The sequence below is a fragment of the Bradyrhizobium genomosp. III genome, from assembly GCF_000261705.1.
Lineage (GTDB): Bacteria > Pseudomonadota > Alphaproteobacteria > Rhizobiales > Xanthobacteraceae > Bradyrhizobium > Bradyrhizobium ottawaense.
Map to the genome: position 1 here is coordinate 1 of NZ_AJQF01000395.1, position 5,847 is coordinate 5,847.

Consider the following 5,847-nt stretch of genomic DNA (forward strand, 5'->3'; position numbering starts at 1 on the left):
GTTCGAATTAGCAGAGAGGCCGACCAATAAAAAGCCCCCGCCTCGTTTCGAGACGGATCGAAGGCGGCTGTCACCAGGTCGTGTTGAAGAGCCCGAAATGCGGCTGCTGGGCAACCAGCATCACCGGTCGTCCCTGCTGCGGCGCCGGATGGGCCCTGGCGACCTTGCGCTTGGGCTGAACCGGAGCCTTGGCGGCAGTATCGGTCTTCGCGGCCGGCGTGAACTGGGCGAAGGTCTCGCGCACCCGCGCCTTGGCTGACAGCTCGGCCAAGGCCGCCGACTGGGCCTCCTGCACGGGCGGCTGGGGAGCCACAACCGCGGCGGTCTTCACCGCGGGTGCAGCAATCGTCGGCTGACTGGTGTCGAGGACGACGCGCTCAGGCAGGTGCCGATCGGACCGGATTCGGATCAGGGGCTGATCGTTGCTCGCGGTCACAACGGCTTGTGCCGCAGGCGCCGCCGGGAAAGCGAAATTCACCGCGAACAGCAGAGCGAGCAAAGCTCCACCGACAAAGACGAAATACCGAAAGATGGGCATTGGCCGCGCTCCGCCCCCCGCATCCCCGCGTGGGCTCTCCGCCTCAACAGGCGATCTCTTATTTGGTTCCTGGCCCAGCCGTTCGGTTCAAATGGCGATGCGAGGTTTTTTCGCCAAGGACCAGCAAGGACCAAGGAGGGTAACTTTTCCGCTACCGGAACATGCCGCCGTTAAGCACGGCGTGCTGCAACCAGCGAGCATTTCGCCTGATCGGCATTCACGTTGATGAAGCCGACGGGGATATGCGCAAAGGTCTTGCGGCTCTTCATGCTGACCGGATCCGCCAGCACGCGGCTGCGGTTGGTGAGATGACTGCCGTCACGCCGCGCAAAGGCGCAGACGATCTCGACATCCTTTACGGCATAGTCATTGTCGTTTCGCAGCGTGAACGTCACCAGGGCTCTCGAGCCAAGGCCGCCGCGGCGCCAGGTCTGCGATGAAATCCTGAGACGACCGAGTTCTGCCGCGGCAGGTGACTTGGCCGGTGCCTGGGCTTCCGAGACCGGCGACGCCGCTACGGCCGTATCGCCCGGAGGAGCCGGCTCGACGGCCGCCAGCTCCGCCTTCAACGGCTCAGCACTATTGCCCTTGGACGGAGGCAGCAGCATCCAGACGCCGCAGCCGACAATGATGGCCGCCAGCAGCCACAGAAGAGTGCGGCCAAATGAGACGCTCGCAATCGTCACGGCCCGCGCGACTCGTTCGCCGGTCCCGGCGAAGCGCCCCAATCCGATCCGGTCGAGCCTGGCGTTCATGGTTGCATCACCGATCGCGGCCAAAGCCCATGCAACGACGGACCGGCCACTGCTTACCTTAATCCGGAAGAGGAACTAAGGTTCCCGCGCAGTTGCGAATCGGCAGGGACGGTGGCGATCACCGCCCACGGCCGCTAACATGCGCAGCAACATCGCGAAGGCCCGTTGGGAGAATTGAAATGCCAGTCGTCACTTGGGATCACGTCCATCTGCGCAGCCCCGATCCGGAGGCCACGGCGGCCTGGCTGCGGGACATCCTCGGTGGCGAGATCGTGCACGCGCCGGGACGGATCGACGTGAATCTGGGCGGCGCCAGGATCTTCATCGCGCCGCTCGAGGGCGACAACGCCGTCAACCCGCCGCCTCCGCACCCGCATCAGGGTCTCGACCATTTTGGCCTGACGGTGAAGGACATCGATGCCGTTGCAGCCGAGATCAAGGCCAAGGGCGTCACGTTCACGCGCGAGCCGACCACGATCCGGCCCGGCGTGCGCATCTGCTTCATCCGCGGCCCCGAAGGCATCTCCATCGAGCTGCTTGAGCGCGACAAGAAATATACCTGATCCGGCGCAAGCTCCAGCACCCCGCGTCCAGTGCAACGTTTGTCATGCATTTCGCGGGCCAACCCTGATTCGCAGGCGGCCGGCCTCGCCCCGTCATCAGACCGTCATGACGACGTCACTCACAAGCCGGAACAACTACGGCTCGCGGCGGCAACTTCCCGTGGCCGGCCGGCAAACTGCCGCGTTGCGCGAGAGAATGCGCTTTGGCATAAAAGCGGGACCGGTTACGCCATTGGGCGATGGCGGCCGGCCTGCGGGACGTTATGAAAAACGGTCTCTATTCGATTCACGTGACCCTGCTCGATGGTCGAGCCGGCAAGGGCAGCGGCGTGATCCTTTTTCGCGACGGCAAGATCCTTGGCGGCGATGCCTACCTCTATTACACCGGCAGCTACGTGGTGAAGGACAACAACACCTTCAAGGGCGAAGTGCTGGTGCAACGACACACCTCGCCGCGGGGCGACGACAATCCGCTGTTCGGCGGCCCTGCCCCCGTCGGCATCGGCCTCAGCGGCACCTTCACTGACACGCGCGCGGAGATGACGGGCACGGCTCTCGTCGGCAAGGCCAGCCAGATTTTTGGCGCGACGCTGCACAAGCTCGCCGACTTCGACTAGACGCACGAGCTATTCCGCAGCCTGCTCCAGCGGCGCCGTGCGCGGCAGGATGATCTGGATGCGGGTGCCACTGCCCGGTTCGGAATCGAGATCGAGCCGCCCGCCGAGCCGGTTGGTGACGATGCTGTAGACGATGTGCAATCCAAGACCGGTGCCGCCCTGGTCGCGCCGCGTCGTGAAGAACGGATCGAAGGCACGGCGTCGGACGTCGAGTGACATGCCGCAACCATTGTCCGAGAAGATGATCTCGACATTGTCCTTGCCGGACTCGCGGACCTGGATGTCGATGGTTCCCGGCCGGCCGTCCGGGAAGGCGTGCGCCACCGAATTGAGAAACAGATTGGTCAGCACCTGGCCGTACGGGCCCGGATAGCTATTCATGGTGAGATCGGGCTGGCACTCGACATTGAGCGTCAGATTGTGCTTGCGCAGGCCCGGCCTCAGACTCATCACCACCTGCTCGGTGAGGTCGCCGAGATCGAAGCTGCGCTGATCCGAATAGTTGCGGTCGGCGGCGACCTGCTTGAACGACTGGATCAGCTCGGCGGCGCGATTGAGATTGGAGACGAGCTGCGAGGATGCATCGCGGCTGGTGTTGAGGAAGTCGTTGAGCGTGGAGCGGCGCAGCTCGCCGCGCTCGACCTCGGAGGTGAACATCGCGGTCTTGCGCTCCAGCGCGGAGGCGACCGTGAGGCTGATGCCGACGGGATTGTTGACCTCGTGGGCGACGCCGGCGACGAGGCGTCCGAGCGCGGCGAGCTTCTCCGCCTCGATCAGCGAGGCCTGGGTCTCGCGCAGATTGCGCAGCGCGGTCTCGGCGGACTCCTTGGCCTTGCGCATCTCCTGCTCACCGCGCTTGCGCTCGCCGATGTCGAGCGCGACGGTGACGATCCGCTCGATCTCGCCCTCGGCATCGAGCAGCGGCAGCTTGTTGACCAGCCATTGCCGCATGTTGCCGGCGGAGTCCTTGTACTCCTCCTCATAGAAGCCGAGCCCCTTGCGGATGCTGAGCACGCGCTTGTCGTTCTCGTCGGTCTTGGCCGCGCCGTAGCGCGACATCAGGTCGGCCGTGGTGCGGCCGAGCGCGTCGCCGGGTTCGATGCCGAAGATGCCGGCCATATAGCGGTTCATCAGCACATAGCGCAGGTCGCGGTCCTTGACGTTGATCACCGCCGGCACGGTGTCGATGACCTGCTGGAGCAGGCGCCGGCCTTCGGCGATGGCGTCTTCCGCCCGCTTCTGGTCGGTGATGTCGCGCAGCGTGCCCTCGTAACGGACGATGTTGCCCGCTTCGTCCCGCACGCCGGTGGCGCTGTCCGAGAGCCACAGGATGTCGCCGCTGCGCTGGCGCACCTGGTACTCGAACTCACGCACCATGCCGTCGCGTGCCATCAGCCGCTGGTATTCGACGCGTGCCTCGGGATGGACGTAGATGGTGTGGGCGATGTCGTTGATGCTGTCGATGAGGTGCTGCGGGCTGTCATAGCCCATCATCCGCGCCAGCGCCGGATTGGCGTTGAGCAGATCGCCGGCCGGCGTCGTCACATAGATGCCGTCGACCGAGCCCTCGAACAGCTTTCGGTAGCTCTCTTCGGCGAGGCGCTGCTCGGTGAGCGCGCGCACCGCTGCCTCGCGCGCCGTGTCGGCCTCCTCCAGCGCGCGGCGGAACACTTCGGCTGCACGCGCGATGTCGCCGATCTCGTTGTCGAGGTCGGCCGACGGAATCGAGGTGTCTTTCCGGCCCGCCGCAAGCGCGCGGATGGAGCGGGCGATCTGGGCGAGCGGACGCACCGTCCTGCGCACCACGAACAAGGCAGCGCCGATGCCGATCAGCACGCCGATGGTGCCGAGCACGATGCTCTGCCATCGCGCTTCCGTCAGCGTCCGGGCGAAGTCGCGCGACAGCACGTGGCCGCGTCGGTCGCTGACCTCGCGCAGCAATTCGGTGACGCGGCCGATCAGCCGGCCCTCGGTTCCCAGCACCTCGCGGTCGATGTCGGCGATCTGCCGCTCGCGAACGGCCACGGCCATGATGGCCTCGGCATAATCGTTCACCGCCGATTTCAGCCGGGCATCGACAATGTTCAGGGCCCGCATGTTCTGCGCGGCCTGCTCGGCCGCGGACGGGTTGCGCGCGAGCAGCCCGAGCGCGATCCGGCTCTGCGCCTCCGACAGGCGCGATGCCAGATCACGGTCGGCCGCACCGGAGACAGCCACATCGAACTGTTCGCGCAGCGGCGGCAGGCCGGCGAGCAGCTGGGCGCGGCGATCGATCAGGGTCGATATCCGCTCGAGGCCGTTGCGATAAGTCGCAAGCCGCTCGGTGACCCCGTCGATCATGTCCTGCTGCTCGGGCGCGAGCTCGATGCGGGTCTTCTTCAGGATGTCGCTGAGCGTCGAGGCCGCCTCGCCCACCTGCTTGAACTGGATGCCGGCGCCGGGATCGGTGACGAAGTCGCGTGCGGCAAGCCGCAACTCGTTCATGCGGCGATCGATGTCCTCGGCGAGGTCGCCGACGCTCTGGAGCCGCTGCAGCTCGGCGAAGGTGGTGTCGATGTGCCGGATCGCGATCACGCTCGCGGTCGACGTGACGATGATCACCGCCAGCACCAACAGGAAGCTGCCGAAAGTGAGCTGGCCGATGGAGAGCGAGAATGTTCGCTTTTTCTCAGGGGTCGGCGTCAATTCGGCGGACATTGGGCTTTGAGGACCGGGATATTGGAGGCCCAATATACGACGTATTGCGGCCCCGGGGAAACATGCCTCGGGCCGCCGATTATCCTTAATATTGGGGGCGTCGAAGCCCCCTTGCTCGATCTATGACGGTTTGACGCTTGCCTGCCGCCGGGCCGGGATCGTCATGGCGGCGACGCCGAGGACCACGCAGGCAAGCCCGATCCAGGCGGTCTGGCTCAGGCTCTCACCGAGGAAGGCGACGCTGATGGCGACCCCGATCGGCACCCGCAGATAGGCCTGCGCGGTGGTGCCGACCGAGCCCAGGGTCTGGATCAGGCGGAAATAGATCGCAAACGCCGCGGCCGTCGAGAACACGGCGAGCGCGAGCAGTGCCAGCACCGAGCTCGGCGACGGCGACAGCGTCCAGGGCTGCTCGACCACGAGCGAGGCCGGAATCAGGACCGCCGCCCCCGCCAGCAGCGAGCCGGCAGCGGGTGCCATGGGGTCGAGGCCCTTGAAGCTGCGGCCGAAGATCGCGGCGCAGGCGTAGCAGATGGTGGCGGCGACGATGGCCGCCTCCGCGAGGAGACCGCTGCCGATGTCGTGGAAGGCATCGACGCCGACGATCAGCAGGATGCCGGCCATGCCCGCGATCACGCCGAACAGCTTTCGCGGGCTTGTCGCCTCGTGGCGGGGGG

Annotated in this window: 6 protein-coding genes; 2 read left to right on the forward strand and 4 right to left on the reverse strand. The window is 65.9% G+C overall.

The genetic code is table 11. The annotated features are described in order from the left end of the window. Positions 1–70: 70 nt before the first annotated feature. The gene (locus tag IC66_RS0132095; RefSeq protein WP_038950411.1) at positions 71–538 is read right to left on the reverse strand and encodes a hypothetical protein; all 468 of its coding nucleotides are present in this window, start codon (positions 536–538) and stop codon (positions 71–73) included. Positions 539–708: 170 nt separating this feature from the next. Next, on the reverse strand, positions 709–1,293 hold the full coding sequence (locus IC66_RS0132100; protein ID WP_038950413.1) for a hypothetical protein: 585 nt from the start codon (positions 1,291–1,293) through the stop codon (positions 709–711). 179 nt (positions 1,294–1,472) lie between these two features. Here IC66_RS0132100 and IC66_RS0132105 point away from each other — a divergent pair, with 179 nt between their 5' ends. Together IC66_RS0132105 and IC66_RS0132110 are read left to right on the forward strand one after the other, a co-directional pair. Then, complete coding sequence (locus IC66_RS0132105; protein WP_028140965.1) at positions 1,473–1,856, forward strand: VOC family protein; 384 nt, start codon at positions 1,473–1,475, stop codon at positions 1,854–1,856. A gap of 263 nt (positions 1,857–2,119) precedes the next feature. Then, positions 2,120–2,473, forward strand: coding sequence for a GrlR family regulatory protein (locus IC66_RS0132110; RefSeq protein WP_028140966.1), 354 nt, complete (start codon positions 2,120–2,122; stop codon positions 2,471–2,473). A 9-nt stretch (positions 2,474–2,482) separates the two neighbouring features. Here the strand turns inward: IC66_RS0132110 and IC66_RS0132115 are convergent, their stop codons facing one another. Next, positions 2,483–5,170: a PAS domain S-box protein gene (locus tag IC66_RS0132115; RefSeq protein WP_038950414.1), complete on the reverse strand. Its 2,688-nt coding sequence runs from the start codon at positions 5,168–5,170 to the stop codon at positions 2,483–2,485. A gap of 120 nt (positions 5,171–5,290) precedes the next feature. Continuing rightward, positions 5,291–5,847, reverse strand: a 557-nt coding sequence (locus IC66_RS0132120) for a DMT family transporter (protein WP_038950415.1), incomplete at its 5' end; no start/stop codon positions are given.

What these genes read in the sequence shown, in the direction of transcription:
- IC66_RS0132095 (WP_038950411.1), bottom strand. Translation starts at nt 538, where the DNA reads ATGCCCATCTTTCGGTATTTCGTCTTTGTCGGTGGAGCTTTGCTCGCT.
- IC66_RS0132105 (WP_028140965.1), top strand. Translation starts at nt 1,473, where the DNA reads ATGCCAGTCGTCACTTGGGATCACGTCCATCTGCGCAGCCCCGATCCG.
- IC66_RS0132115 (WP_038950414.1), bottom strand. Translation starts at nt 5,170, where the DNA reads ATGTCCGCCGAATTGACGCCGACCCCTGAGAAAAAGCGAACATTCTCG.
- IC66_RS0132110 (WP_028140966.1), top strand. Translation starts at nt 2,120, where the DNA reads ATGAAAAACGGTCTCTATTCGATTCACGTGACCCTGCTCGATGGTCGA.
- IC66_RS0132100 (WP_038950413.1), bottom strand. Translation starts at nt 1,293, where the DNA reads ATGAACGCCAGGCTCGACCGGATCGGATTGGGGCGCTTCGCCGGGACC.